This window comes from Pseudomonas sp. SMN11 (genome assembly GCF_052041945.1).
GTDB lineage: Bacteria > Pseudomonadota > Gammaproteobacteria > Pseudomonadales > Pseudomonadaceae > Aquipseudomonas.
In genome coordinates this window covers 164090-187534 of record NZ_JBKGGW010000008.1, presented here as the reverse complement: position 1 = coordinate 187534, position 23445 = coordinate 164090, and the positions used below count along the sequence as shown (strand labels likewise).

The 23445-nt window shown below is 63.3% G+C and carries 25 protein-coding genes; 19 read left to right on the top strand and 6 right to left on the bottom strand.

Translation table 11 applies throughout. The features are described 5' to 3' along the window. Nucleotides 1–213: aldehyde dehydrogenase family protein (locus ACLEJU_RS10715; RefSeq protein WP_440776680.1), on the bottom strand; the 213-nt coding region annotated here is incomplete at its 3' end. A gap of 255 nt (nt 214–468) precedes the next feature. On the opposite strand from ACLEJU_RS10715, the gene ACLEJU_RS10710 reads away from it, so the two are divergent. The 4 genes from ACLEJU_RS10710 to ACLEJU_RS10695 all read left to right on the top strand — a co-directional run bounded on the left by ACLEJU_RS10710 (nt 469) and on the right by ACLEJU_RS10695 (nt 4771). Further along, complete coding sequence (locus ACLEJU_RS10710; RefSeq protein ID WP_440776679.1) at nt 469–2445, top strand: sigma-54-dependent Fis family transcriptional regulator; 1977 nt, start codon at nt 469–471, stop codon at nt 2443–2445. Between the two features lie 66 nt (nt 2446–2511). Continuing rightward, entirely contained in the window at nt 2512–3861 is a 1350-nt protein-coding gene (gene mpl, locus ACLEJU_RS10705) for a UDP-N-acetylmuramate:L-alanyl-gamma-D-glutamyl-meso-diaminopimelate ligase (RefSeq protein WP_435424916.1), read from the top strand. Continuing rightward, nucleotides 3858–4487, top strand: coding sequence for a flavin prenyltransferase UbiX (gene ubiX, locus ACLEJU_RS10700; protein ID WP_060509549.1), 630 nt, complete (start codon nt 3858–3860; stop codon nt 4485–4487). Before mpl ends, ubiX begins: the two co-directional genes overlap by 4 nt. A gap of 8 nt (nt 4488–4495) precedes the next feature. Then, on the top strand, nt 4496–4771 hold the full coding sequence (locus ACLEJU_RS10695; RefSeq protein ID WP_435424915.1) for a YceK/YidQ family lipoprotein: 276 nt from the start codon (nt 4496–4498) through the stop codon (nt 4769–4771). Nucleotides 4772–4777: 6 nt separating this feature from the next. On the opposite strand, the gene ACLEJU_RS10690 is transcribed toward ACLEJU_RS10695, so the two are convergent. The 3 genes from ACLEJU_RS10690 to ACLEJU_RS10680 form a co-directional block, all read right to left on the bottom strand. Then, nucleotides 4778–5419 (bottom strand): oxidoreductase, encoded by a 642-nt coding sequence (locus tag ACLEJU_RS10690; protein WP_435424914.1) that lies wholly within the window; start codon nt 5417–5419, stop codon nt 4778–4780. A gap of 27 nt (nt 5420–5446) precedes the next feature. Then, nucleotides 5447–7180 carry a C13 family peptidase gene (locus ACLEJU_RS10685; protein WP_435424913.1) on the bottom strand — a complete coding sequence of 578 codons (1734 nt, stop codon included), beginning with the start codon at nt 7178–7180 and terminating at the stop codon, nt 5447–5449. A 178-nt stretch (nt 7181–7358) separates the two neighbouring features. After that, entirely contained in the window at nt 7359–7814 is a 456-nt protein-coding gene (locus ACLEJU_RS10680; protein ID WP_435424912.1) for a MaoC family dehydratase, read from the bottom strand. A 143-nt stretch (nt 7815–7957) separates the two neighbouring features. On the opposite strand from ACLEJU_RS10680, the gene ACLEJU_RS10675 reads away from it, so the two are divergent. Genes ACLEJU_RS10675 through ACLEJU_RS10665 form a run of 3 tightly spaced genes read left to right on the top strand, consistent with a single transcriptional unit; the run spans nt 7958 to nt 9636 of the window. Continuing rightward, nucleotides 7958–8323 carry a CidA/LrgA family protein gene (locus ACLEJU_RS10675; RefSeq protein WP_435424911.1) on the top strand — a complete coding sequence of 122 codons (366 nt, stop codon included), beginning with the start codon at nt 7958–7960 and terminating at the stop codon, nt 8321–8323. After that, complete coding sequence (locus ACLEJU_RS10670) at nt 8320–9036, top strand: LrgB family protein (RefSeq protein WP_027917782.1); 717 nt, start codon at nt 8320–8322, stop codon at nt 9034–9036. The genes ACLEJU_RS10675 and ACLEJU_RS10670 overlap by 4 nt, the downstream gene beginning before the upstream one ends. Nucleotides 9037–9045: 9 nt before the next feature. After that, complete coding sequence (locus ACLEJU_RS10665; protein ID WP_435424910.1) at nt 9046–9636, top strand: LON peptidase substrate-binding domain-containing protein; 591 nt, start codon at nt 9046–9048, stop codon at nt 9634–9636. Between the two features lie 109 nt (nt 9637–9745). Here ACLEJU_RS10665 and ACLEJU_RS10660 read toward each other — a convergent pair whose 3' ends face one another. After that, on the bottom strand, nt 9746–11062 hold the full coding sequence (locus ACLEJU_RS10660; protein ID WP_435424909.1) for a bifunctional DedA family/phosphatase PAP2 family protein: 1317 nt from the start codon (nt 11060–11062) through the stop codon (nt 9746–9748). A gap of 3 nt (nt 11063–11065) precedes the next feature. Beyond that, complete coding sequence (locus ACLEJU_RS10655; protein ID WP_435424908.1) at nt 11066–11758, bottom strand: DNA-3-methyladenine glycosylase; 693 nt, start codon at nt 11756–11758, stop codon at nt 11066–11068. Nucleotides 11759–11962: 204 nt separating this feature from the next. Here ACLEJU_RS10655 and ACLEJU_RS10650 point away from each other — a divergent pair, with 204 nt between their 5' ends. The 12 genes from ACLEJU_RS10650 to lipA all read left to right on the top strand — a co-directional run bounded on the left by ACLEJU_RS10650 (nt 11963) and on the right by lipA (nt 23316). Continuing rightward, nucleotides 11963–13234 carry a glutamate-5-semialdehyde dehydrogenase gene (locus tag ACLEJU_RS10650; RefSeq protein WP_435424907.1) on the top strand — a complete coding sequence of 424 codons (1272 nt, stop codon included), beginning with the start codon at nt 11963–11965 and terminating at the stop codon, nt 13232–13234. Nucleotide 13235: 1 nt separating this feature from the next. After that, nucleotides 13236–13895 carry a nicotinate-nucleotide adenylyltransferase gene (gene nadD / locus ACLEJU_RS10645; RefSeq protein ID WP_435424906.1) on the top strand — a complete coding sequence of 220 codons (660 nt, stop codon included), beginning with the start codon at nt 13236–13238 and terminating at the stop codon, nt 13893–13895. Between the two features lie 44 nt (nt 13896–13939). Continuing rightward, entirely contained in the window at nt 13940–14362 is a 423-nt protein-coding gene (rsfS, locus tag ACLEJU_RS10640) for a ribosome silencing factor (protein ID WP_435424905.1), read from the top strand. A 9-nt stretch (nt 14363–14371) separates the two neighbouring features. Next, nucleotides 14372–14839 (top strand): 23S rRNA (pseudouridine(1915)-N(3))-methyltransferase RlmH, encoded by a 468-nt coding sequence (rlmH, locus tag ACLEJU_RS10635; RefSeq protein WP_008090421.1) that lies wholly within the window; start codon nt 14372–14374, stop codon nt 14837–14839. A gap of 16 nt (nt 14840–14855) precedes the next feature. Next, nucleotides 14856–16745, top strand: a complete 1890-nt coding sequence (mrdA, locus tag ACLEJU_RS10630; RefSeq protein ID WP_435424904.1) for a penicillin-binding protein 2 — start codon at nt 14856–14858, stop codon at nt 16743–16745. A gap of 38 nt (nt 16746–16783) precedes the next feature. Next, the gene (rodA, locus tag ACLEJU_RS10625; protein ID WP_050437190.1) at nt 16784–17887 is read left to right on the top strand and encodes a rod shape-determining protein RodA; all 1104 of its coding nucleotides are present in this window, start codon (nt 16784–16786) and stop codon (nt 17885–17887) included. A gap of 17 nt (nt 17888–17904) precedes the next feature. Continuing rightward, nucleotides 17905–18915, top strand: coding sequence for a lytic murein transglycosylase B (gene mltB, locus ACLEJU_RS10620; RefSeq protein ID WP_435424903.1), 1011 nt, complete (start codon nt 17905–17907; stop codon nt 18913–18915). Next, the gene (locus ACLEJU_RS10615; RefSeq protein WP_435424902.1) at nt 18915–19916 is read left to right on the top strand and encodes a septal ring lytic transglycosylase RlpA family protein; all 1002 of its coding nucleotides are present in this window, start codon (nt 18915–18917) and stop codon (nt 19914–19916) included. Before mltB ends, ACLEJU_RS10615 begins: the two co-directional genes overlap by 1 nt. Nucleotides 19917–20140: 224 nt before the next feature. Then, nucleotides 20141–21301 (top strand): D-alanyl-D-alanine carboxypeptidase family protein, encoded by a 1161-nt coding sequence (locus ACLEJU_RS10610; protein ID WP_435424901.1) that lies wholly within the window; start codon nt 20141–20143, stop codon nt 21299–21301. 73 nt (nt 21302–21374) lie between these two features. Beyond that, entirely contained in the window at nt 21375–21650 is a 276-nt protein-coding gene (locus ACLEJU_RS10605) for a DUF493 domain-containing protein (RefSeq protein WP_103448833.1), read from the top strand. After that, nucleotides 21650–22297 carry a lipoyl(octanoyl) transferase LipB gene (gene lipB / locus ACLEJU_RS10600; protein ID WP_110637742.1) on the top strand — a complete coding sequence of 216 codons (648 nt, stop codon included), beginning with the start codon at nt 21650–21652 and terminating at the stop codon, nt 22295–22297. Before ACLEJU_RS10605 ends, lipB begins: the two co-directional genes overlap by 1 nt. A gap of 2 nt (nt 22298–22299) precedes the next feature. Then, on the top strand, nt 22300–23316 hold the full coding sequence (gene lipA / locus ACLEJU_RS10595) for a lipoyl synthase (RefSeq protein ID WP_060509515.1): 1017 nt from the start codon (nt 22300–22302) through the stop codon (nt 23314–23316). Nucleotides 23317–23445: the final 129 nt, after the last annotated feature.

Below are 23445 nucleotides of genomic sequence, written 5' to 3'. Positions count from 1 at the left end.
GGCGTCGGCGGCGGCGTGGGCGGCATCCAGGGCTTTATCGATGTCTTCGGCAGTGGAACGGGGGAATTCGGCGATCAGCTGGCCGTTCACCGGCGAGGTGTTCTCGAAGTACTGGCCTTTGACCGGGGCCACGAACTCACCGCCGATGTAGTTGCCGTAGCGGTTCTTGAAGGAAACCTTCGCGCCCTCGGTACCGGGATGTGCGTAACGCATGGTGTGTCTCCTGGCTGTTATGTTTGTTGAGGAGTTGAAAAGCGTAGAGCAAAGGTTGGGCCAGCGTGGTGCACCCTCGTGGAATCAATGACTTGGGTCATGCTCGGGTGCAGCGGGAAGGCGCGCTGTGCCAGGCCTGGCACGGTCGGGGTGACACTTTGTACCGTTTGCGACACGTGGCCGGTGGGCACGTTGCAAAGCCTGCGTGGGTGGAGGATGCTGGCGTGAATCTCTGTCTGCGGAGAACAACAACAAATGCAGAGCAATTCATTCATCCGCCATGCCCAGCAAGTGCATACCGTTGCCCGTGGCGAAGCGGGTAGCGATCCTTCCATTGCTCGCTCCTGGCTGCGCTGCCTGGACGACTACCACCTCGACCCGTCTGTGATCGAGGCGCCGGTGGTGCTTGAGCACGGCCGCCTGCTGGAAAGCCGCGAACGCCTGCGCCAGGTGCTGAAGATCGCCGACAACGAAATGAACAGCCTGCACCAGCAGCTATCAGGGGCCGGTCATGCGGTGCTGCTGACCGATGCCCGCGGGGTGATCCTCAACTGTGTCACCGCGCCGTCCGAACGGCGCAACTTCGAGCGTGCCGGGCTGTGGCTGGGGGCGGACTGGAGTGAGGCCCGCGAGGGCACCAACGGCATCGGCACCTGCCTGGTGGAACGCCAGGCCCTGACCATTCACCAGAATGAGCACTTTCGCGGCCGCCATACCGGGCTGACCTGCTCGGCAAGCCCGGTGTTCGACCCGCACGGTGAACTGCTGGCGGTGCTCGATGTGTCCTCAGCGCGCCCGGACGTGTCGCGCCAGAGCCAGTTCCACACCATGGCGTTGGTCAACCTCTCGGCGAAGATGATCGAGAGCTGCTATTTCCTGCGTCATTTCGAGCAGCAGTGGTTGCTGCGCATTCACGTGCAGGCCGAGTCGGTCGGCCAGTTCAGCGAAGGGTTGCTGGCGTTCGACGGCGATGGCCGCATTTGCGCTGCCAACCAGAGTGCGCTGAACCTGCTCGGCACCATTCGCGGCGGCGTGCTGGGCAAGCCGCTGGAAATGTTCTTCGCCTGCAGCCATGACGAGCTGTTCAGCCGTGCCACACCAGGTGGCAGTACGGTCTGGCCGTTGCGCACCCGTGATGGCCGCCAGGTGTTTGCCAGCCTGCGCGGGCAGGCGAGGGCGCCGCTATGGACGGTGCCGGCCAGCGTGCCCCAGGCCAGGCCCACCGCGGAGCCGGGCATCTGTCTGCTGGACCCGGCTTTGCAACACGACTTCTACCGTGCCGTGCGCGTGTTCGAGCGTGATGTGCCGCTGCTGCTGCGCGGTGAGACCGGTTGCGGTAAAGAGGCCTTCGCCCAGGCTGTGCACCAGGCCAGTCAGCGCCATGGCAAGCCGTTCGTGGCGGTGAACTGTGCCTCGATCCCCGAGAGCCTGATCGAGAGCGAGCTGTTCGGCTATCGGGGCGGCAGTTTCACCGGCGCGCGCAAGGATGGCATGCGCGGCAAGCTGCTGCAGGCCGATGGCGGTACCTTGTTGCTGGACGAGATCGGCGACATGCCGCTGGCGTTGCAGACCCGCCTGTTGCGGGTGCTGGAAGAGCGCCAGGTGGTGCCGATTGGCGGTGAGCCGCAGGCCGTGGATGTACGCATCGTCAGTGCCACCCACCGCGACCTGCTGGAGCGGGTGGAGCAGGGCAGCTTCCGTGAGGACCTGTACTACCGATTAAATGGCTTGGAAGTGGCGCTGCCAGCGGTGCGCGAGCGGAGTGACAAGGAGGCGTTGCTGGACTTTCTGTTACGTCAGGAGGCGCAGGGGCAGGTGGTGCAGTTGGCGCCCGAGGCGCGCCAGGCGCTGCTGAGCTTTGCCTGGCCGGGGAACGTGCGGCAGATGCGCAACGTGCTGCGGACCTTGGTGGCCCTGTGTGAAAACGCGCTTATCGAGTTCTCGGACCTCCCCGCAATCATTCGAAGCGACGCGGGCCCTTTAGGAGCGGCCTTGTGTCGCGAAAGGGTCGCGCAGCGGCCCCAGGATCTCACCAGTGACGCCGACCCCGCCGGGGCTGCTGCGCAGCCCTTTCGCGACACAAGGCCGCTCCTGCATGCCGAGCGTCAGACGCTGATGGACATCCTGGAGGCAAAACACTGGCACTTGACCCGGGTCGCCGAGCACCTGGGCATCAGCCGCAATACCTTGTATCGAAAACTGCGCAAACACGGCATCGCCAGGGGCGTCTGAGCAAAACACCGGGTGCGATTTCCCGCGCCCTGGGCTACCCTGCCTCGAAGTTTTGCGAGGTCGACCATGCACATTCATATTCTCGGTATTTGCGGCACTTTCATGGGTTCGCTGGCCGTGCTGGCCAAAGAGCTCGGCCACCGCGTCACCGGCTCCGACGCCAACGTCTATCCGCCAATGAGCAGCCAGCTCGAAGCCCAGGGCATCGAGCTGACCCAGGGCTACGACCCGGCTCAGCTGGACCCAGCACCTGATCTGGTGGTGATCGGCAACGCCATGTCGCGGGGCAACCCGGCGGTGGAGTATGTACTGAACAAGGGGCTGCCCTATGTGTCCGGCCCACAGTGGCTGGCCGACCATGTGCTGCAGGGCCGCTGGGTCCTGGCCGTGGCGGGCACCCACGGCAAGACCACCACCAGCAGCATGCTGGCCTGGGTGCTGGAGCATGCCGGCATGAGCCCGGGCTTCCTGATCGGCGGCGTGCCGCAGAACTTCTCGGTGTCGGCGCGCCTGGGCGGCACGCCGTTCTTCGTGGTCGAGGCCGACGAATACGACAGCGCCTTCTTCGACAAGCGTTCGAAGTTCGTGCATTACCATCCGCGCACCGCGATCCTCAACAACCTTGAGTTCGATCACGCGGACATCTTCCCTGACCTGGCGTCCATCGAGCGGCAGTTTCACCACCTGGTGCGGACGATCCCGAGCGAAGGCCTGGTGATTCACCCGACCACCGAGCAGGCGCTGGAGCGTGTGATCGGCATGGGCTGCTGGACTCCGGTGCAGACCACCGGTGAAGGTGGCCAGTGGCAGGCGCGACTGCTCAGCGCCGACGGCTCGCGTTTCGAGGTGCTCTTTGAAGGTGAAGTGCAGGGCGTGGTGGACTGGGCCCTGACCGGCCAGCACAACGTCGCCAACGCCCTCGCCACGCTGGCCGCTGCCCGCCATGTGGGCGTGGTGCCGGCCATGGGCATCGACGGCCTGAGTGCGTTCAAGAGTGTCAAGCGGCGCATGGAGAAAGTTGCTGAAGTCCAGGGCGTGACCATCTACGACGATTTCGCCCATCACCCGACTGCCATCGCCACCACCCTCGACGGCCTGCGCAAGCGGGTTGGCGAAGCACCGGTCATCGCCATCATCGAGCCGCGCTCCAACTCGATGAAGCTCGGCGCCCATCGCGACGGCCTGCCGGAAAGCGTCAACGACGCCGACCAGGTGATCTGGTACGCACCCGCCAACCTGGGATGGGACCTGGCTGCCACTGCCGTGCAATGCAAGGTGCCAAGTGTGGTCGCCGACAGCCTCGACGCGATCATCGAGCGGGTCAAGGGCCAGGCCCGCCCGGGCACCCATGTGGTGATCATGAGCAACGGCGGCTTCGGCGGCCTGCACGGCAAGCTGGCCGAGGCCTTGAAGTGAGCGGACCGGAACGTATCACCCTGGCCATGACCGGCGCCTCCGGGGCGCAGTATGGCCTGCGCCTGCTCGATTGCCTGGTACGCGAGGACCGTGAGGTACATTTCCTCATCTCCAAGGCCGCGCAACTGGTGATGGCCACCGAGACTGACGTGGTCCTGCCTGCCAAGCCGCAGGCCATGCAGGCGTTTCTCACCGAATACACCGGAGCTGCCGACGGGCAGATCCGCGTATACGGCAAGGAAGACTGGATGTCACCGGTAGCCTCCGGCTCCGGTGCGCCAGCGGCGATGGTGGTGGTGCCGTGTTCTACCGGTACCTTGTCGGCAATCGCCACCGGCGCCTGTAACAACCTGATCGAGCGGGCCGCCGACGTCACCCTCAAGGAGCGTCGGCAGTTGATCCTGGTGCCGCGCGAGGCGCCGTTCTCGACCATTCACCTGGAGAACATGCTCAAGCTTTCGCAGATGGGCGCAGTGATCCTGCCAGCGGCGCCGGGGTTCTATCACCAGCCGCAGACCATCGATGACCTGGTCGACTTCGTGGTGGCGCGCATCCTCAACCTGCTGAACATTCCGCAGGACATGTTGCCGCGCTGGGGCGAGCATCATTTCGGGGCTGATGATTGAGGCGTTTCATGGCCGGGTTGCTGGCGGCAAGCCTGCTCGGCGGCTGCGCCACGGTGCGCACGCTGGATGCCAACAAACCAGGGGCACCGGTGGTATACGCCGGGACCCGGCTGGACATGTATGTGATCAATGGCGGGTGCTGCCCCAAGGATCGCTTCGGAGCTGAGGCGCCAGCGTATCCGCGCCTGGACCTGCCTGGCAGCATGCTGCTGGATACTTTGTTCCTGCCGCTGTCATTGCTGACGGCGGCAGGCATAGGGTTTCAGGCTACGGGCGGCCTGTAGGGGCTATTACTTGCCGAGTTTGCGCAACTCGTCGGACTCGATGACCCGAATACCGTCCTCTTCCTCCAGCGCCAGGCGCCAAAGTGCCCGGGCCAAGGTGCAAGCCTCGATCCCCCGGTACTTGCCCGGTATCAACTTCGAAAACGGCGACGCCAGTTTCTCGCCCAACCGTGGTTCTAGCCGCTCTCCGAGCAACAGCGAAGGCCGCACGATGGTCAGTTGAGGCCAGTCCTGAGCCTTGAGCGCTTCTTCCATTTCGCCTTTGACCCGGTTATAGAAGATCGGCGATTTGGGGTCGGCCCCAATCGCGCTGACCACTAACAAATGCCGCGCCCCCATTTCCCGTGCGCGCTTGCTGAAGGCGACGACCATGTCCAGATCGACAGCGCGGAACGCCTGCTCAGAGCCTGCCTGTTTGAGGGTGGTACCCAGGCAGCAGTAAGCAATATCGACCCGACCGGCCAGTTGCGGGAGAAACACTGCCGGGTCGCCCACCGGGTTTTCCAGGTGAGGGTGTTCGGCCAGTGGCCGACGGGTCGGTGCCAGCACGCGACTGATGGTGGGTTCGTTGAGCAGGCGGTCGAGCAGGTGCTCACCGGTAAGGCCGGTAGCTCCGGCAAGCAGGACATGCTGAGGCGTCAAATACATGATGTCTCTCCCTTGTTACACACAAGCTTAGCGGCTTGCAGGCGTTTTTGCCTGTTCCTCGGCCTTGGCCTGTGCCGCATTACGCAAGGCTTCTTCGGCCTGTTGCTTACGCAGTTGCTGCCAGTGTGCCAGTACTGCGGGCGGCGCCCAGAATTGTGGCTCGGAGGCTTCGAAACCTTCCCTTCGTTCTCTTTCGGCAACACTGGTGCGCGCCAGTTCAAACGCTTGTTTCAGGTCATCGGTCTGGTTCAGCGCCTCGGCGAACAGGGCGTCGCCGAAGTAGGTGAAATCGGCTTCTTCCGAACAACCGAACGACACCCGGTCGGCACGTGCCGCAGTCATGATCAACGTGCGATCGTCCTTGAGTGGGGCGATGTAGCCACCTGAATAACAGGCGGAGATGACAATGATCTTGTCCCGATCCTTGAGCGGTGCCAGGGCGCTGGCCAGTTCGTCGGCGGACAGGTCGGCCAGTTGCAGGCGTGGCTGGTCGAGTACCAGCTGGTGGTCCTGGCTGCCGTGGCTGGTCAGGTAGATGAAGATCAGGTCTTCCGGGCCGCTGCGCTCGGCCAGGGTGCGGGCGGCGCGCGTGAGGTTCTCGCGGGTGGCCATGGGGCGGGTGGCCATCTGGTCGCGGTGGTTGACCAAGGTAACCTGGCCGCGGGCACCGAAACGCACCTTGAGCATGTTGCTGACATAGTCCGCTTCGCGCAGGAACACGCTCTGCTGGCCATCGCCGGCCAATACCAGGCTGTACAGCTGGATGGGGGGAGCCGAGCGCGGTACCCGGGCCAGCGCTTCTTCGAGCAGGCGGCCCTGGTTGAGCAGGGCCAGGTCCAGCGGGTCGGGCAGCAGTTTGCCTTTCTGGTCGCGAATGCGCACGCCATTGGCCCAGGTGCCGCTTTCGACCTTGCCATTGGCCAGGGTCAGCTTGCCGTGACCTTGGTAGGCATCGCTGTCGAAACCGCCGACGTATTTGCTGCCATCAGGCAGTTGCAGGCTGCCTTGGCCGGACAGGCGCCAGTCGACGAACGTGCCTTTGTAGTGGCTGCCGTCGCTGCCGAGCAATTCGCCTTCGCCGATCAGCGAACCGTCCTTGAAATCGCCGATCCACACGTCGCCGTCGGCATTTTCGTAGCGGCCGCGGCCTTCCAGGCGGTTGTCCTTGAATTCACCAATATACTGCTCGCCATCGACGCTGTCGTAGGTGCCGCTGCCTTGCAGCTGGCCATCGACGAAGCGGCCGCTGAACTGGTTGCCGCTGGCATCGCTGCGCACGCCTGCGCCATTGGGCTTGCCTTTGGCGAACAAGCCTTGGTAGCGGCTGCCGTCGGCCATTTCCAGTTCGCCTGCACCTTCGTACTGGTCGTCCTTGAACTGGCCGCGGTAGGTCTGGTCGGCCTGCTTGAGGCTCCCTTCGCCATCGCGCCGGCCGTGGCTGAATGTGCCGGCATAGTGGCTGCCCGGGGTGGTCAGGTCGCCCAAGCCGTGAAACAGCCCTTTGTCGAACTGGCCACGGTAGATCTCGCCATTGCTGCCGTGCCACTCGCCCTGGCCATGCCATTGGCCGTCCTTGAAGTTGCCGGCGTACCAGCTGCCATTGGGGTAGTCGATGCGCCCCTCGCCCTGCAGCAACCCATCGACCACCTGGCCCCGGTAGCGGCCACCGTCGGGCAGGCGCGCGTCGGGCGGGGACAACGACTCACCATCGCCACAGGCAGCGAGCATCAGGGTCAGTGCGAGGGGGAGCAGTGGACGCATGGCGGAATCCGGGCAAAAGGTCTGCCGAGTATGCCGCAGAATGTGGGGCGGAGGTATCTGTGATCTGGCCGAAATCGGTGTCGGATTCTTCGCGGATAAACCCGCTCCCACAGGGTTCAGTGCAGCTACAGGCTGGCGCGGTACCTGTGGGAGCGGGTTCACCCGCGAATAGGCCCTATCAGACGAAGCAGAGCGAGAGAGGTTCGGCGATATAGGCCGGCTTCTCTTCGCCTTCGATCTCCAGGGTAACGGTAGCCTTGAGCAGCCATTGCCCCGGCTTCTTCTCGGTCACCTCGCCCAGGTCCACCTTCAGCCGTACCCTGCTGTCGACCTTCACCGGCTGAATGAAACGCACGCTGTCGAGCCCGTAATTGACCACCATCTTCAGCCCTTCAGGCAGCACCAGGATGTCTTCCATCAGCTTGGGAATCAGCGACAAGGTGAGGAAACCGTGAGCGATGGTGGTGCCGAACGGGGTTTTCGCCGCCTTTTCCGGGTCGACATGGATGAATTGGAAATCGCCGGTGGCCTCAGCGAACAGGTTGATGCGCTGCTGGTCGATCTTCAGCCAGTCGGAACGTCCCAGCTCCTTTCCAACGTACTGCGATAGCTCGTTTACCGGTACATAGGGCATCGCGACTCTCCAAGTTGTCATTTGGTACGAGAGTGCAAGATCAGCACGGCGAACCGTTTCAGTCAAGATGCACGCTTTTCGGCGAATATCGGCTTACGGGCGGCGCGTGCTTATAATGGCCTGCATGCCTGAAGGAGATCCTTATGCTGTTGCGTGGTTTGACCTGGCTGGTGCTGTTTCAACTGCTGGGTACGGCGCTCAATCACTTGTGCGTGCCGATTCTGCCGGGCCCGATCATCGGCCTGTTGCTGCTGCTGTTCTTCCTCATGGCCCGTGGCGAAGTCGGCAAGCCACTGAGCGAGGCCGCCGGTAGCCTGCTGCGCTACCTGCCACTGCTGCTGGTTCCACCGGCGGTGGGGGTGATGGTCTATGCCAAGGACATTGCCGCAGACTTCTGGGCAATTGCCGGCGCCTTGCTGATTTCCTGCCTGGTGACCCTGGTGTTCGTCGGCCTGTTGATGCAGAAGCTAATTGATCGCCAGCACGGCAAGCGTGAGGAGCGGCCATGATCCTTGACTGGCAAGGCGCGCTCGACGCAGTCATCCACCATCCGTTGTTCGGCATCGGCATCACCCTCGGCGCTTACCAGATTGTGCTGGCAGCCTATGAAAAGACCCGCTGGATCTTCCTGCAGCCGGTGCTGGTATCGATGCTGCTGGTGATCGGGGTGTTGCTGACTTGCGGTATCAGTTACGCCGAATACCGCAAGAGCACCGAAATCATGAACATCCTCCTCGGCCCCGCGACTGTGGCCCTGGCGGTACCGCTCTATCTCAACCTTCGACGCATCCGGCAGCTGTTCTGGCCGACTTTTACTACGCTGGTAATCGGAGGCCTGTTCGCCACGGTCTGCTGCCTGCTGCTTGGCTGGTGGTTCGGTGCCGAGCACATGATCCTGATGACCATGGCGCCGAAATCGGTCACTTCGCCGATCGCCATGCTGGTGGCCGAGCAGATTGGTGGTGTGGCGGCGTTGGCGGCGGTGTTCGTATTGATTACTGGCGTGATCGGGGCGATCTTCGGCCCGGCGCTGCTGACCCGCCTGGGTGTGCACAGCCCGGAGGCGCGTGGCATGTCGCTGGGGGTGACGGCCCATGCCGTGGGCACTTCGGTGGCCTTGCAGGAAAGTGATGAATGCGGCGCTTTTGCCGCGCTGGCGATGAGCCTGATGGGGGTGGCCACGGCGGTGTTCCTGCCGTTGGCGGTCAGCCTGGTGGCTTGAGGAGTTGTGATGACGCTACCGCTGTTTCCCCTCAATACCGTGTTGTTTCCCGGTTGCCTGCTGGATCTGCAGATCTTCGAGGCGCGCTACCTGGACATGATTGGCCGCTGCATGAAGCAGGGTACCGGCTTTGGCGTGGTGTGCATCGTCGAAGGCGAACAGGTCGGCAAGGCGCCGCCGGTGGTGGCGTCGATTGGTTGCGAGGCCATGATCCGCGACTTCGTCCAGCAGGACAACGGCTTGCTGGGTATTCGGGTGGAGGGTGTACGGCGCTTCGAGTTGAGCCAGACCGAAGTGCAGAAGGACCAGTTGCTGGTGGGCGAGGTGCATTGGCTGGCGGAGCAACCGGACAGCCCACTTACCGAACACGACGATGACCTGCTGGCGCTGCTGGTGGCCTTGGGCGAGCACCCGATGGTCGAGGCGCTGGACATGCCGCGGGATGTCGACGGGCGCCAGGCCCTGGCCAACCAGCTGGCCTACTTGTTGCCGTTCATGGAGGAGGACAAGCTGGACTTGCTCGCGATCGACTCAGCGGCGCAGCGACTGGAAGAGATCCAGAAGCTGCTGGAGCGGATTCAGGGTGAGCTGTTCGCCTGATTGAATTCAGTGGCCTGCACCGGCCACTTCGCGGCTAAGCCGCTCCCACAGGTATTGCGCGATCCATGTGGGAGCGGCTTTAGCCGCGAAGAGGCTGGTGCAGGCAACATCAATATTGGTAGCGCAGCAGGGCGTGGGGCAACGCATGCATGGCAAAGAACGCCAGCAATGCGATACACGCCGGCAACACCAGCCACCACACCTTCTGCGGCAGCGCAGTCAGCGGCTGTCGATGCTGCACCAGCGTCAGGCTCAGCGCACACACGCAGCAGGCCAGCAAGGCCCCGGCCATGATGTCGGTCGGCCAATGCGCGCCCAGGTACACCCGCGACAAGGCAATTGCCAGCGCCGGAATACAGCCCAGCATCACCCAGGTCAGGCGCATGCGCGGCGGCATCCCGCGCCCGGCGAGTACCGCCAGGGTCAGGAAGAATGCGAACGACGCCGAACTGTGCCCGCTGGGCATGCTGTAGCTGGTCAGTGGGTCGGTCAATACCTCCGGCCTGGCGCGGGCAAACAACCATTTCAGGGTGCCATTGGCGATCGCCGTGCCCAGCAGCGCACCGCCCGCAAACAGGGCATGGCGCCACTGCCGCGCGAGTAGCAGCAGGCCGGTGAGCAAACCACCGAGGAAGAACTGAGTCTTGAAGTCGCCAAGCCGGGTCACCAGCACCACGGTGCCATCGATTGCCTGGCTGCGGTGCTCCTGCACCAGCGTCATCACACCTTGATCGAATTCGTGCAGATAGGGCCAGCCGAGAAACAGCCCTGCCAGGGCGATGAAGCTCAGGCCGGCAATTAGCCGGGTGCCGTGGCGCTGATCACGAATACTGCTGTTGAGACTGAGGCCGATCAGCACTGCCAAGGTCCCGGCAATGATCCCCGCATCCAGCCAGAAACCTTCGGGCAAGGGCAGGCGCATGGCTGCACCGGTGGCCCAGCCTGGCAGCAGATAGGCGACCGACCAACCCGCGCCCGCCACCAGGCTGACGGCGATGAAGCGCGGCAGCGGCATGTCGAACATCCCGGCAACCATCGGCAACATTGGCCGAAGTGGGCCGATGAAGCGCCCCACCAGCAGGCTGGCGATGCCGTAGCGTTGGAAATAGGCCTCGGCACTGCCGATCCACTCCGGGTGGTGGCGCAGCAGCGGCAGGCGGCGGATGTTCTGGTGGAAGTACTTGCCGATGGTGTACGAAAGCGCGTCACCGAGCAGGCCGCCCAGGAACCCCAGCAGCAGGGTTTCACCCAGGCTGAAGGCACCACTGCCGGCCAGCACGGCAACGGCAAACAGCAGCACCGTGCCCGGCACGATGATGCCGGCGATGGCCAGGCATTCCACGCAGGCCACCAGAAAGATTGCCGCGCCAAGCCACTGAGGGTTGGCGCTGAGCCAGCCGGTCAGGCTGTCGAGCCATTGGCCCATGTTTCAGCTTCCTTGTTCGAGTATGAAGAAGTCTTGCCCTTCGACTTGGCCCCGGCGTAGCGGGTTCCGGGTGCAGAAGCGGGCGAATTCGGCGTCGACGAAGCGGTACGGCAGGTGTTCGTCGCGGCCGTGGGGTATGCCCAGGCGGGCGGCCTGGATCACCCGTGGCACGGCGATGTCGCAGTCTTCGACGTAAAGGCGCTCAGGGTCGAAGCGTTGCGCGTCCCAGTGCGGCACTTTCAGGCCCATGGCCTTGCACAGCAGGGTCTGCCCGGCACACAGGCGCTCGGGTGCGCGCAGATTGCCGCTGGCATCGGGGTTGTTCAGCTGCATTTGCGCCAGGCTGTTGGCATCGGAGATGGCATCGACCCAAGGGTAGGCGGACTTGATCAGTACCGCGTTGCCTGGGCCTTGGGCGCTGAAGTTGAGCGAGTCGCCACCGCGGGCGTAATACATGTAGATGTGCCCACCACCCTGGAACAGCGCCTTGCGCTTTTCGGTATAGCCGAGCGAGGCATGGCTGCCTTTGTCGGTGAGGTAATAGGCCTCGGTCTCGATGATCCGTGCGGCCAACCACAGGTTGCCTTGGCGATGACGGATGACTTTGCCCAGTAACGCCTTGGCCAAAGTCTGGGCGTCGCGGTCAAAGAAGCTGTCAGGGAGTGCGCGTGCAGGGCAGGGGGCTGAGGCTGGCATGCTGGCGGTTCGTGGCATTAAAGGCGGGGATGATAGCAATGAATGGCTTAATCGAGGCTTAACCGGGACAGTTCGATAAGCGCAGTTACATCTTTCTTATGGATTATTGCGAGCCATTTTCTACCATCCGCCACCCGCCGCTGGGCGTATACCTGCGCGACAGTTATAATCAGCCGATTTCCCCTTCGCCAAGACACCGAACCCATGACTGAGTCCGTTCTTGACTACATGACCCGCCTGGGTCGCGCCGCACGCCAGGCTTCCCGCGTCATCGCACGTGCCAGCACCGCGCAGAAAAACCGCGCCCTGCAGGCCGCCGCCGATGCGCTGGATGCTGCACGCGTCGAGCTTGCCGCAGCCAACGAACTGGACCTTGCCGCTGGCCGTGCCAATGGCCTGGAGCCAGCGCTGCTTGACCGCCTGGCGCTGACCTCGGCGCGCATCGACGGCATGATCACCGGCTTGCGCCAGGTTGCCAGCCTGCCAGACCCGGTCGGCGCAATCCGCGACATGAGCTACCGCCCGTCGGGCATCCAGGTCGGCAAGATGCGTGTGCCACTGGGGGTGATCGGGATCATCTACGAGTCGCGTCCGAACGTGACCATCGATGCCGCCAGTCTGTGCCTGAAATCGGGCAACGCCACCATCCTGCGTGGCGGCTCCGAGGCCATTCACTCCAACCGCGCCATCGCCATTTGCATCCAGCGTGGCCTGGCGGCGGCGGGCCTGCCAGCTGCCGTGGTGCAGGTGGTCGAGACCACGGACCGCGAAGCTGTTGGCGCGCTGATCAGCATGCCCGAGTTCGTCGATGTCATCGTGCCGCGCGGCGGCCGTGGCCTGATCGAGCGCATCAGCCGCGATGCCCGCGTGCCGGTCATCAAGCACCTGGACGGTATCTGCCACGTCTATGTGGCCGAACACGCCGACCTGGACAAGGCCTGGCGCGTGGCATTCAACGCCAAGACCTACCGCTATGGCATCTGCGGCGCGATGGAAACCCTGCTGGTCGACCAGCGCGTGGCTGAAGGCTTCCTTCCGGAAATGGCCCGCCGCTTCCAGGAAAAGGGTGTCGAGCTGCGTGGCTGTGAGCGCACCCGCGCGCTGATCGACGCCAAACTGGCGACTGAAGACGACTGGCACACCGAGTACCTCGACGCGATCCTGTCGATCCGCATCGTCGATGGCTTGGACCAGGCGATCGAGCACATCAACCAGTACGGCTCGCACCACACCGACTCGATCATCACCGAGCACCAGGGCCAGGCCCGCCAGTTCATGGCCGAGGTCGATTCGGCATCGGTGATGCTCAACACCCCGACCTGCTTCGCCGATGGCTTCGAGTATGGCCTGGGCGCGGAAATCGGTATTTCCACCGACAAGCTGCACGCCCGCGGCCCGGTCGGCCTGGAAGGCCTGACCTGTGAGAAGTACGTGGTGATCGGTGACGGCCAGCTGCGTGGCCAGGAGTCCTGCTGAGTTGAGCAAGGCCCAGGCAGTCCGGCGCATCGGCATTCTTGGCGGTACCTTCGATCCCGTGCACATCGGCCACCTGCGCAGCGCGCTGGAGGTGGCCGAGTTCATGGCGCTCGATGAGCTGCGCCTGTTGCCCAATGCTCGGCCGCCACACCGCGATACCCCGCAGGTGGCGGCGCAGGATCGCCTGGCCATGGTCCGTGAAGCGGTGCAGGGCGTCGATTGCCTGAGCGTCGATGCCCGCGAGCTGGAGCGCGACAAGCCGTCGTACACCATCGACACGCTGGAGTCGATCCGCGCCGAACTGCGCGTCGACGACCAGCTGTTCCTTGTGCTCGGCTGGGATGCCTTCTGCGGCCTGCCCACCTGGCACCGCTGGGAAGAACTGCTGCAACATTGTCACATCCTGGTGCTGCAACGCCCGGATGCCGACGTTGAACCCCCTGACGAGTTGCGCAACCTGCTGGCTGCGCGCTCGGAGAGCGATCCCACCGCCATGTCCGGCCCGGCGGGGAATATTTCGTTCGTCTGGCAGACGCCGCTCGCGGTGTCGGCTACACAGATCCGACAGCTGCTGGCCAGCGGCAAATCGGTGAGGTTCCTGGTGCCGGACGCCGTACTGGCCTACATCGAGGCGCACGAGTTGTATCGTGCCCCTAACTGACGGTGCCCCAGGGCGCCTCATCCAAACGAGTTGAAGAGTTTTTTATGAGCAAGCAGAAAATCAATGGCGAAGCACTGGTCAAACTGACCATCAGCGCCCTGGAAGACGTCAAGGCCCAGGACATCCAGGTCATTGACGTGCGCGAAAAGCACAGCCTGACCGACTACATGATCATTGCCACCGGTACCTCCAACCGCCAGATCAACGCGATGCTGGAAAAGGTCCGTGAAGTGGTCAAGAAAGAAGGCGCACAGCCGCTGGGCGAAGAAGGCAAGGGCGACAGCGACTGGGTGCTGCTGGACCTGAACGACGTCATCGTGCACATGATGACCGCCGCTGCCCGTCAGTTCTACGACCTGGAGCGTCTGTGGCTGGGTGCCGAGCAGAGCCGTGCCGCTGATGCCAAGCATCACAGCCCGGAAAACGCCAGCGACTACTTCACCGACAAGCTGAAAGACCGGGAATAAGGAAGCGTCGTGCGTCTGCGCCTGATCGCGGTCGGCTCGCGCATGCCCAAGTGGGTCGAGGAAGGCTGGCATGAATATGCCAAGCGCCTGCCCCAGGAGCTGTCGCTCGAGCTGGTGGAAATCCCGCTGAACACCCGTGGCAAGAATGCCGACGTCGCCCGCCTGATCCGTCAGGAGGGCGAAGCCATGCTGAGCAAGGTTCAGCCTGGGGAACGCATCGTCACCCTCGAGGTCCATGGCAAGCCCTGGAGTACCGAGCAGCTGGCAACCGAGCTGGACCGCTGGCGCCTGGACTCGCGCACGGTGAATTTGATGGTGGGCGGCCCGGAAGGGCTGGCGCCTGAGGTCTGTGCGCGCGCCGAGCAACGCTGGTCGCTATCGCCGCTGACCCTGCCGCACCCGTTGGTAAGGATACTCATCGGCGAGCAGATCTACCGCGCCTGGACCGTGTTGTCCGGGCACCCTTACCACAAATGAGCCTGTAAGCAGTCCGATGTCGCAGCCGATCCGTCTCAAGGACCACGAGAAAGACGCCCGCCTGGTGCGTAACCGCGTCGTGGTCGGCGGGGTGGCGGTCATCCTGCTCATCTGTGTGCTGGTTGCGCGGCTGTACTACCTGCAGATCATCCAGTACGACTATCACTCGACGTTGTCGGAGAACAACCGGGTGCATGTGCAGCCGATTCCGCCTACACGTGGCCTGATCTTCGACCGCAACGGGGTGATCATCGCCGATAACCGGCCTAGCTTCAGCCTGTCGATGACCCGCGAACGCGCAGGTAACTGGCAGGAAGTGCTGGATAACATCGTCGAAGTGCTGGACCTGACAGCGGACGACCGGGCGCTGTTCGAGAAGCGCATGAAGCAGGGCCGTCGGCCGTTCGAGCCGGTGCCGATCCTGTTCGAGCTGAACGAAGAGCAGATCGCCCGCGTGGCGGTGAACCAGTTCCGCCTGCCGGGTGTGGAAGTCGTCGCCCAGCTGGTGCGCCACTACCCACAGGGCGCGCACTTCGCTCATTCGGTCGGTTATGTCGGCCGGATCAACGAAAAAGAGCTGAAAACCCTCGATCCGGTCAACTACAGCGGCACCCACCATATCGGCAAGACCGGCATCGAGCGCTTCTACGAGCCCGAGCTGCATGGTCAGGTCGGTTACGAGGAAGTCGAGACCAACGCTCGCGGCCGGGTGCTGCGGGTGCTCAAGCGCACAGACCCGAAGCCGGGCAAGGACATCGTGCTGAGCCTCGACATCAAACTGCAGGAAGCCGCCGAGGCCGCTCTGGGTGGCCGTCGCGGCGCAGTGGTCGCGCTCGACCCGAGAACCGGTGAGGTGCTGGCGATGGTCAGCCAGCCGAGTTTCGACCCCAACCTGTTCGTTACCGGCATCAGCTTCAAGGCCTATGCCGAGCTGCGCGACTCGATCGATCGGCCACTGTTCAACCGCGTGCTTCGTGGCCTGTACCCGCCGGGTTCGACCATCAAGCCGGCGGTGGCCATTGCCGGCCTCGACAGCGGGGTGGTCAACGCCAGCAGCCGGGTATTCGACCCGGGCTACTACCAGTTGCCCAACTACGATCACAAATACCGTAATTGGAACCGTACCGGTGACGGCTGGGTCGACCTGGACACCGCGATCATGCGCTCCAACGACACCTACTTCTACGATCTTGCCCACAAGATGGGCATCGATCGGCTGTCTGGCTACATGAACAAGTTCGGCATCGGCCAGAAGGTTGCCCTCGACATGTTCGAGGAGTCGCCCGGGCTGATGCCGTCGCGTGAGTGGAAGCGCGCCACCCGCCGACAGGCCTGGTTCCCGGGTGAAACGCTGATTCTCGGCATCGGCCAGGGCTACATGCAGGCCACGCCGCTGCAGCTGGCCCAGGCCACTGCACTGATTGCCAACAAGGGCGTATGGAACCGCCCGCACCTGGCCAAGACCATCGAGGGCCAGCCGCCGGTGGACCCTAATCCGATGGAAGACATCGTCCTGCGCGACAAGTCTGACTGGGCCAAGGTCACCCATGGCATGGAGCAAGTGATGCACAACGCCCGCGGTACCGCGCGCAAGGCGGCAGCCGGCGCGCAGTACCGCATCGCTGGCAAGAGCGGTACCGCCCAGGTGGTGGCGATCAAGCAGGGCGAGAAGTACGACCGCAACAAACTCCAGGAGCGCCACCGCGACCACGCGCTGTTCGTGGCCTTTGCCCCGGCCGACGATCCGAAGATCGTGGTTTCGGTTATGGTCGAGAACGGTGAGTCCGGTTCCGGCGTCGCCGCGCCAGTGGTGCGGCAGATCATGGACGCCTGGCTGCTCGACGAGAGCGGCCGGCTGAAAAGCGAATTCGCGCCTGCCACCGTCGCCCAGGAAACGGCCCAGTGAAGAACAATTTCGATCGCATGCTCTCCAGCGAGGACGTGATGCGTCGACGCGCCAGCTTCCTGCAGCGCATCCACATCGACGGCCCCTTGTTGATCATCCTGCTGACCCTTGCGGCCGGCAGCCTGTTCGTCCTCTATTCGGCCAGTGGCAAGAACTGGGACCTGCTGCTCAAGCAGGCTACCTCGTTCGGCATCGGCCTGGTCTCGATGTTCGTCATCGCCCAGCTGGAGCCACGCTTCATGGCGCGCTGGGTACCACTGGCGTATCTGGTCGGGGTGTTCCTGCTGGTGGTGGTGGACGTCATGGGCCACAACGCCATGGGCGCCACGCGCTGGATCAACATCCCTGGGGTGATCCGCTTCCAACCCTCGGAGTTCCTCAAGATCATCATGCCGGCGACCATCGCCTGGTATCTCTCCAAGCGCACCTTGCCGCCGCACCTGAAACACGTGGCAATAAGCCTGGTGTTGATCGGCGTGCCGTTCATTCTTATCGTCCGTCAGCCTGACCTGGGCACGGCGCTGCTGATTCTCGCATCCGGTGCATTCGTGCTGTTCATGGGCGGTTTGCGCTGGCGCTGGATCCTCAGCGTGCTTGCGGCTACGGTGCCGGTGGCGGTGGCGATGTGGTTCTTCGTGATGCACGACTACCAGAAGCAGCGCGTACTGACCTTCCTCGACCCGGAGAGCGACCCGCTGGGTACCGGCTGGAACATCATCCAGTCGAAGGCAGCGATCGGCTCCGGTGGCGTGTTCGGCAAGGGCTGGCTGCTGGGTACCCAGTCGCACCTGGACTTCCTGCCGGAAAGCCACACTGACTTCATCATCGCGGTGCTTGGCGAGGAGTTCGGCCTGGTCGGCATATGCCTGCTGCTGATCGTCTACCTGCTGCTGATCGGCCGCGGGCTGATGATCACCGCGCAGGCGCAGACCCTGTTTGGCAAGCTGCTCGCGGGCAGCCTGACCATGACCTTCTTTGTGTATGTGTTCGTCAATATCGGTATGGTCAGCGGCCTGTTGCCCGTGGTGGGTGTGCCGCTGCCCTTCATTAGCTATGGCGGAACTTCGTTGGTGACGCTGCTGTCAGCGTTTGGCGTTCTGATGTCGATCCACACGCACCGCAAGTGGATTGCGCAGGTTTGAATAAGGTGAAGAATTTCATGCAAGCAGTGCGTAACTGGGCTGCCCGTTGTGCGCCGTGGATCGGCGCGGTGGGCCTGTTCGGCGCTGTACAGCTGGCCCATGCCGGCGATTACGACGGCTCGCCGCAAGTGACCGAGTTCATTCTCCAGATGAGCCGCGACAATGGGTTTGCCCCCGAGCAATTGAACGGTGTGTTTCGCGAGGTGCAGCGCAAGCAGTCGATCCTCGACGCCATCTCGCGTCCGGCCGAACGGGTCAAGCCGTGGAAGGAATACCGGCCGATGTTCATCACTGACGCGCGCATTGCCCGTGGTGTGGACTTCTGGCGTCAGCACGAAGCGGTGCTGGCCCGTGCCGAGCGAGAATATGGCGTGCCGGCGCAGTACATCGTCGCGATCATCGGCGTGGAAACCTTCTTCGGCCGCAACACCGGCAACTACCGGGTGATCGATGCCTTGTCGACTCTGGCCTTCGACTACCCGCCACGCGCGGAATTCTTCCGCAAGGAACTGCGTGAGTTCCTGTTGCTGGCCCGTGACGAGCAGATCGATCCGCTCACCCTCAAGGGTTCTTATGCCGGTGCCATGGGCCTGCCGCAGTTCATGCCGAGCAGCTTCCGCAACTACGCGGTGGACTTCGACGGTGACGGCCACATCAATATCTGGAACAACCCCGACGATGCCATCGGCAGCGTCGCCAGCTACTTCAAGCGCCACGGCTGGGTGGCCGGCGAGCGCGTGGTCAGCCGCGCCCAGGTCAGTGGCGCGCAGGCGGATCTTGGCCTGACCACCGGTATCGAGCCGGCGAAAACCTTCGGGGAGTTGCGGGCACTGGGCTGGTCGAGCCATGATGCGTTGCGCGATGATCTGCCGGTTACTGCCTTCCGCCTGGATGGCGACAAAGGCCCCGAGTACTGGATGGGCCTGAAGAACTTCTACGCGATCACTCGCTACAACCGCAGCGTGATGTATGCCATGGCGGTGCATCAGCTTGCGGAACAGCTGGTCCAAGTACGGGGCGTCAAGTAATGCGCGCAATCCTCTCTGCCAACACCTTCAAGCTGCTGACCTGCATGACCGTCGGCATGCTGCTGGTCAGCTGTTCCTCCAGCCGTCCGACCTCGCAGGGCAGCGGCAACGTCGTCCGCTCGCAGCCTGGCCTGGACATTAACCGTGCCCACAAGGACGGTGCGCCGTGGTGGGATGTGGACGTCAACAAGATCCCCGATGCCACCCCGACCATGCATACCGGTGCCTACAAGGCCAACCCGTACACCGTGCTGGGCAAGACCTACTACCCGATGCAGGACTCGCGCAACTACCGCGCCGAGGGCACGGCATCGTGGTACGGCACCAAGTTCCACGGCCAGAACACCGCCAACGGTGAACTGTACGACCTGTACGGCATGAGTGCGGCGCACAAGACCCTGCCATTGCCGGCCTATGTAAGGGTGACCAACCTGGCCAACGGCCGCAGTGTGATCCTGCGAGTCAACGACCGTGGACCGTTCTATTCCGACCGTATCATCGACCTCTCCTACGCCGCGGCGAAGAAGCTCGGCTACGCCGAGATCGGTACCGCGCACGTGCGAGTGGAGGGTATCGATCCGCAGCAATGGTGGGCGCAGAAGGGCCAGCAGCCGCCGCTGATGCTGAAGGAGCCGCAGGTCGCCCAGACCCAGGCGATTCCGGCCAGCACCGGCCGGGTCGAGCAGTGGACCCCGCCGCCGCAGCAGCACGCGGCGCCAGTGGTGCCGGTGCAGGTGGGCGGCGGCAGCGTGCCAGCGGGCACTGCTGGCAACGTCCTTCAGGTGGGCGCCTTCGCCAACCCGGACGCTGCCGAACTGCTGCGTTCCAAGCTCAGTACCATGGTCAGCGCACCGGTGTTCATCAGCTCCATCGTGCGTAACCAGCAAACCCTGCACCGCGTGCGTTTGGGGCCGTTCAGCAGCCAGGGCGAGATCCAGCACGCACAAGACAGCATTCGCCTGGCGAACCTTGGCCAGGCCAAGCTGGTCACAGCTGACTGACAGTTCTTGTGGGGGCCCTGGCCCCCACAAACTGTCGGTTTTGTCATGAATTGCCGGCCCCGGCCATGTACAATGTCGGCTTTTGCCCGCAGCGACATAAAGCCGCACCCTGATTCAGCCGTTCAGGGGTGGGCCGGCCATGGCCACCAAAACTAGACTGACTGGCGCTGGGCACACGATGTGGCCCAGGGAACATCAGACCATTAGCGATTTTCGAGAGACGGATGAACATCACCAACCTTGCCAAACGACTTTGCCTGCCCGTACTGCTGATGCTCACGCCTGCTGCCTTCGCAGCAGAGCAGATGATGCCGGCGCCACCGCAACTGGCAGCCAAGTCCTACGTACTCATGGACGCGTCCAGCGGCAACGTGCTGGTCGAGAACAACGGTGACGAGCGCCTGCCGCCAGCCAGCCTGACCAAGCTGATGACCGCCTACATCGCCACCGTCGACATCCGTCGCGGCCAGATCGGCGAGAACGACCCGGTCACCGTCAGCGAAAACGCCTGGCGTACCGGCGGTTCGCGCATGTTCATCAAGGTCGGCAGCCAGGTCACCGTCAGTGACCTGCTGCACGGCATCATCATCCAGTCGGGCAACGATGCCTCGGTCGCCCTGTCCGAGCACATCGCCGGCAGCGAAGACGCCTTCGCCGACATGATGAACAAGACGGCTTCTGAACTGGGCATGTCCAACAGCCACTTCATGAACCCGACCGGCCTGCCGAACCCGGAGCATTACTCCTCGGCTCACGACATGGCCCTGCTGGCCCGCGCGATCATCACCATCGACCCGGCCCACTACGCCATCTACTCGCAGAAAGAGTTCTTCTGGAACAACATCAAGCAGCCAAACCGCAACCTGCTGCTGTGGCGTGACAAGACCGTCGATGGTCTGAAAACCGGCCACACCGAAGAAGCCGGTTACTGCATGGTTGCTTCGGCCGTACGTGACGGCCAGCGCCTGATCGCCGTGGTGTTCGGTACCAACAGCGAACAGGCCCGTGCCGCCGAGACCCAGAAGCTGCTGACCTACGGTTTCCGCTTCTTCGAAACCCAGACCTTCTACCAGAAGGGTACCGAGCTGGCCCAGGCTCCGGTCTGGAAGGGCGCTACCGGCCAAGTCAAAGCAGGCCTGGCTGACGACCTGACCATGACTATGCCTAAAGGCCAATTGAAGCGCCTGCAGGCTTCGATGACCATGAACCCGCAGCTCACCGCACCGATCGCCAAAGGTGACGTGATCGGCAAAGTGGAAGTCAAACTGGACGAGAACGTGGTTCACAGCGCCGACCTGATCGCCCTCGATGGCGTCGAGGAAGGTGGTTTCTTCCGCCGTATGTGGGATAGCATCCGTCTATTCTTCTACGGGTTGTTCAACTGATACGTGACCTGCAAGCCCCCGCGCATCCTGCGGGGGCATTGTTGTTGCCACGGCTTACGAGGCCGTTTCCGCCATGAGCGAACCTGACGTCAAGTCGCACAAGATCGAATTCCCCTGCGCCGATTACCCGATCAAGGTCATCGGCGATACTGTTGTCCATTTCAAGGACACGGTTATCGAGATCCTCAAAAAGTACGCCGAAGTCGACATGACTACCTTGGCCGAGCGTCAAAGCAAGGAAGGCAAGTACACTACGGTGCAACTGCATATCGTGGCCACGAGTGAAGATCAACTGCACGACATCAACAGTGCCCTGCGTGCCACCGGCATCGTGAAAATGGTGCTCTGATGTCGCTTTGCCTCGGTATTCGCGAGCTCGGCCTGCAGCCCTATGAACCGGTGCTGGAGGCCATGCGTCGCTTCACCGAGCAGCGTAGCCCGGACAGTCAGGACGAAATCTGGCTGGTCGAGCACCCCGCGGTCTTCACCCAGGGCCAGGCCGGCAAGGCCGAGCACCTGCTGGTACCGGGCGACATCCCGGTGGTGCAGACCGATCGCGGCGGCCAGGTGACCTACCATGGCCCCGGTCAGCTGGTGGCCTACCTGCTGCTGGACGTGCGCCGCCTGGGTTTTGGCGTGCGCGAGTTGGTCAGCCGCATCGAGCAGACCCTGATTGACCTGCTCGCCAGCTATGGCGTCAACGCCGTGGCCAAGCCCGATGCGCCGGGGGTCTATGTCGACGGAGCGAAAATCGCCTCCCTCGGCCTGCGAATCCGCAACGGCCGTTCCTTCCACGGCCTTGCTCTGAACGTGGACATGGACCTTGCGCCATTCCGCCGAATCAACCCCTGCGGGTATGCGGGGCTGGCCATGACCCAGCTGCGCGACCTGGCAGGCCCGATCGAACTCGACGAGGTCAGGACAAGGCTGCGCGGACAGCTGGTCAGGCACCTCGACTATGCTGAGCAGACGACCCTCACGGGCGGAATCGACTGAATATGACAACTGTGCAAGAAGCCGTGCCGAACCTGATACCTACCCAGGATGCCACTGCGCGCCCAGCGCCGAAGAAAGTGGAAGCCGGGGTAAAACTGCGTGGCGCCGAAAAGGTCGCGCGTATCCCGGTGAAGATCATCCCCACCGACGAACTGCCGAAAAAGCCCGACTGGATCCGCGTACGCATCCCGGTATCCCCGGAAGTCGACCGCATCAAGCAGCTGCTGCGCAAGCACAAGCTGCACAGCGTGTGCGAAGAGGCATCCTGCCCGAACCTGGGCGAATGCTTCTCCGGTGGTACCGCGACCTTCATGATCATGGGCGACATCTGCACCCGTCGCTGCCCGTTCTGCGACGTCGGCCACGGTCGGCCTAAGCCGCTGGACCTGGACGAGCCAAAGAACCTGGCCGTGGCTATCGCCGACCTGCGCCTGAAGTACGTGGTGATCACCTCGGTGGACCGTGACGACCTGCGTGACGGTGGTGCTCAGCACTTTGCCGACTGCATTCGCGAAATCCGTGCCTTGTCGCCGGGTGTGCAGCTGGAAACCCTGGTGCCGGACTACCGTGGCCGGATGGACGTCGCCCTGGAAATTACCGCGCAAACGCCGCCGGACGTGTTCAACCACAACCTCGAGACCGTACCGCGCCTGTACAAGGCCGCGCGCCCGGGTTCAGACTACGACTGGTCGCTGGACCTGCTGCAGAAGTTCAAGCAGATGGTCCCGCACGTGCCGACCAAATCGGGCCTGATGCTCGGCCTGGGCGAAACCGATGAGGAAGTGATCGAGGTGATGCACCGCATGCGCGAGCATGACATCGACATGTTGACCCTCGGCCAGTACCTGCAGCCGTCGCGCAGCCACCTGCCGGTGCAGCGCTTCGTCCACCCGGACACCTTCGCCTGGTTCGCCGAAGAAGGTTACAAGATGGGCTTCAAGAACGTGGCCTCGGGCCCGTTGGTACGGTCGTCGTACCATGCCGACCAGCAGGCTCACGAAGCCAAGATCAAGCTCTGATCCGGGCTTGAGTTGACCATGCCGATGCACGCTGAAAGGCGGCATCGGCATTTTTGTTGGGGGGCTCTATCCCCATGGGTGGGGCTGGTGGTGACGAAGATAATCGCCAGCCATCTACCAGCAAGGAGT

What these genes read in the sequence shown, in the direction of transcription:
- ACLEJU_RS10710 (WP_440776679.1), top strand. Translation starts at nt 469, where the DNA reads ATGCAGAGCAATTCATTCATCCGCCATGCCCAGCAAGTGCATACCGTT.
- mpl (WP_435424916.1), top strand. Translation starts at nt 2,512, where the DNA reads ATGCACATTCATATTCTCGGTATTTGCGGCACTTTCATGGGTTCGCTG.
- ACLEJU_RS10695 (WP_435424915.1), top strand. Translation starts at nt 4,496, where the DNA reads ATGGCCGGGTTGCTGGCGGCAAGCCTGCTCGGCGGCTGCGCCACGGTG.
- ACLEJU_RS10690 (WP_435424914.1), bottom strand. Translation starts at nt 5,419, where the DNA reads ATGTATTTGACGCCTCAGCATGTCCTGCTTGCCGGAGCTACCGGCCTT.
- ACLEJU_RS10685 (WP_435424913.1), bottom strand. Translation starts at nt 7,180, where the DNA reads ATGCGTCCACTGCTCCCCCTCGCACTGACCCTGATGCTCGCTGCCTGT.
- ACLEJU_RS10680 (WP_435424912.1), bottom strand. Translation starts at nt 7,814, where the DNA reads ATGCCCTATGTACCGGTAAACGAGCTATCGCAGTACGTTGGAAAGGAG.
- ACLEJU_RS10675 (WP_435424911.1), top strand. Translation starts at nt 7,958, where the DNA reads ATGCTGTTGCGTGGTTTGACCTGGCTGGTGCTGTTTCAACTGCTGGGT.
- ACLEJU_RS10670 (WP_027917782.1), top strand. Translation starts at nt 8,320, where the DNA reads ATGATCCTTGACTGGCAAGGCGCGCTCGACGCAGTCATCCACCATCCG.
- ACLEJU_RS10665 (WP_435424910.1), top strand. Translation starts at nt 9,046, where the DNA reads ATGACGCTACCGCTGTTTCCCCTCAATACCGTGTTGTTTCCCGGTTGC.
- ACLEJU_RS10660 (WP_435424909.1), bottom strand. Translation starts at nt 11,062, where the DNA reads ATGGGCCAATGGCTCGACAGCCTGACCGGCTGGCTCAGCGCCAACCCT.
- ACLEJU_RS10655 (WP_435424908.1), bottom strand. Translation starts at nt 11,758, where the DNA reads ATGCCAGCCTCAGCCCCCTGCCCTGCACGCGCACTCCCTGACAGCTTC.
- ACLEJU_RS10650 (WP_435424907.1), top strand. Translation starts at nt 11,963, where the DNA reads ATGACTGAGTCCGTTCTTGACTACATGACCCGCCTGGGTCGCGCCGCA.
- rsfS (WP_435424905.1), top strand. Translation starts at nt 13,940, where the DNA reads ATGAGCAAGCAGAAAATCAATGGCGAAGCACTGGTCAAACTGACCATC.
- mrdA (WP_435424904.1), top strand. Translation starts at nt 14,856, where the DNA reads ATGTCGCAGCCGATCCGTCTCAAGGACCACGAGAAAGACGCCCGCCTG.
- rodA (WP_050437190.1), top strand. Translation starts at nt 16,784, where the DNA reads ATGCGTCGACGCGCCAGCTTCCTGCAGCGCATCCACATCGACGGCCCC.
- mltB (WP_435424903.1), top strand. Translation starts at nt 17,905, where the DNA reads ATGCAAGCAGTGCGTAACTGGGCTGCCCGTTGTGCGCCGTGGATCGGC.
- ACLEJU_RS10615 (WP_435424902.1), top strand. Translation starts at nt 18,915, where the DNA reads ATGCGCGCAATCCTCTCTGCCAACACCTTCAAGCTGCTGACCTGCATG.
- ACLEJU_RS10610 (WP_435424901.1), top strand. Translation starts at nt 20,141, where the DNA reads ATGAACATCACCAACCTTGCCAAACGACTTTGCCTGCCCGTACTGCTG.
- ACLEJU_RS10605 (WP_103448833.1), top strand. Translation starts at nt 21,375, where the DNA reads ATGAGCGAACCTGACGTCAAGTCGCACAAGATCGAATTCCCCTGCGCC.
- lipB (WP_110637742.1), top strand. Translation starts at nt 21,650, where the DNA reads ATGTCGCTTTGCCTCGGTATTCGCGAGCTCGGCCTGCAGCCCTATGAA.
- lipA (WP_060509515.1), top strand. Translation starts at nt 22,300, where the DNA reads ATGACAACTGTGCAAGAAGCCGTGCCGAACCTGATACCTACCCAGGAT.